Here is an 809-nt window from a genome sequence, read left to right on the forward strand (position 1 = left end):
GAATGGATCGGCTGCTTTGGCCTGACCGAACCTGATGCGGGCTCTGATCCGGGTTCGATGCGCACAAAGGCCGATAAGATTGACGGCGGTTACCGCCTCAACGGCACCAAGATGTGGATTTCAAACTCGCCGATCGCTGATGTGTTTGTGGTCTGGGCCAAGCTGGACGGGGGCATTCGCGGCTTTATTTTGGACAAGGGATTGAAGGGCCTGTCGGCGCCCAAAATCCACGGCAAACTCAGCCTTCGCGCCTCGATCACCGGCGAGATTGTCATGGACAATGTCGAAGTCGCAGACGACGCGCTCCTGCCCCATGCCGAGGGGCTGAAAGGCCCGTTTGGCTGTCTGAACCGCGCCCGTTACGGAATCGCGTGGGGCGTGATTGGCGCCGCCGAAGACTGCTGGCACCGGGCGCGGCAGTACGGCCTTGATCGCGTTCAGTTCGGTAGGCCGCTGGCGCAGACGCAACTGTTTCAGAAGAAGCTGGCCGATATGCAGACCGAGATTACGCTGGGCCTGCAGGCGGCGCTGCGCGTCGGGCAACTGTTTGATGCCGGTCAGATGCAGCCTGAGATGATCAGCCTGATCAAGCGCAACAACTGCGGCAAGGCTTTGGAGATCGCCCGTCATGCGCGGGATATGCACGGCGGCAACGGCATCCATGAGGAATTCCACGTCATGCGCCACGCTCAGAACCTGGAGAGCGTCAACACCTATGAGGGCACCCATGATGTCCACGCCCTCATCCTCGGGCGGGCGCAAACGGGACTGCAGGCGTTTTATTAGCGCATGCCAAAAAGTGTGAAGCG

At 60.4% G+C, this 809-nt stretch carries 1 protein-coding gene; it reads left to right on the top strand.

Going from position 1 to position 809, the window contains the following annotated elements:
- Positions 1-786: acyl-CoA dehydrogenase family protein (locus PQU98_RS16915; protein WP_272746141.1), on the top strand; the 786-nt coding region annotated here is incomplete at its 5' end.
- Positions 787-809: the final 23 nt, after the last annotated feature.

Source organism: Asticcacaulis machinosus (assembly GCF_028550435.1).
Classification (GTDB): Bacteria; Pseudomonadota; Alphaproteobacteria; order Caulobacterales; family Caulobacteraceae; genus Asticcacaulis; species Asticcacaulis machinosus.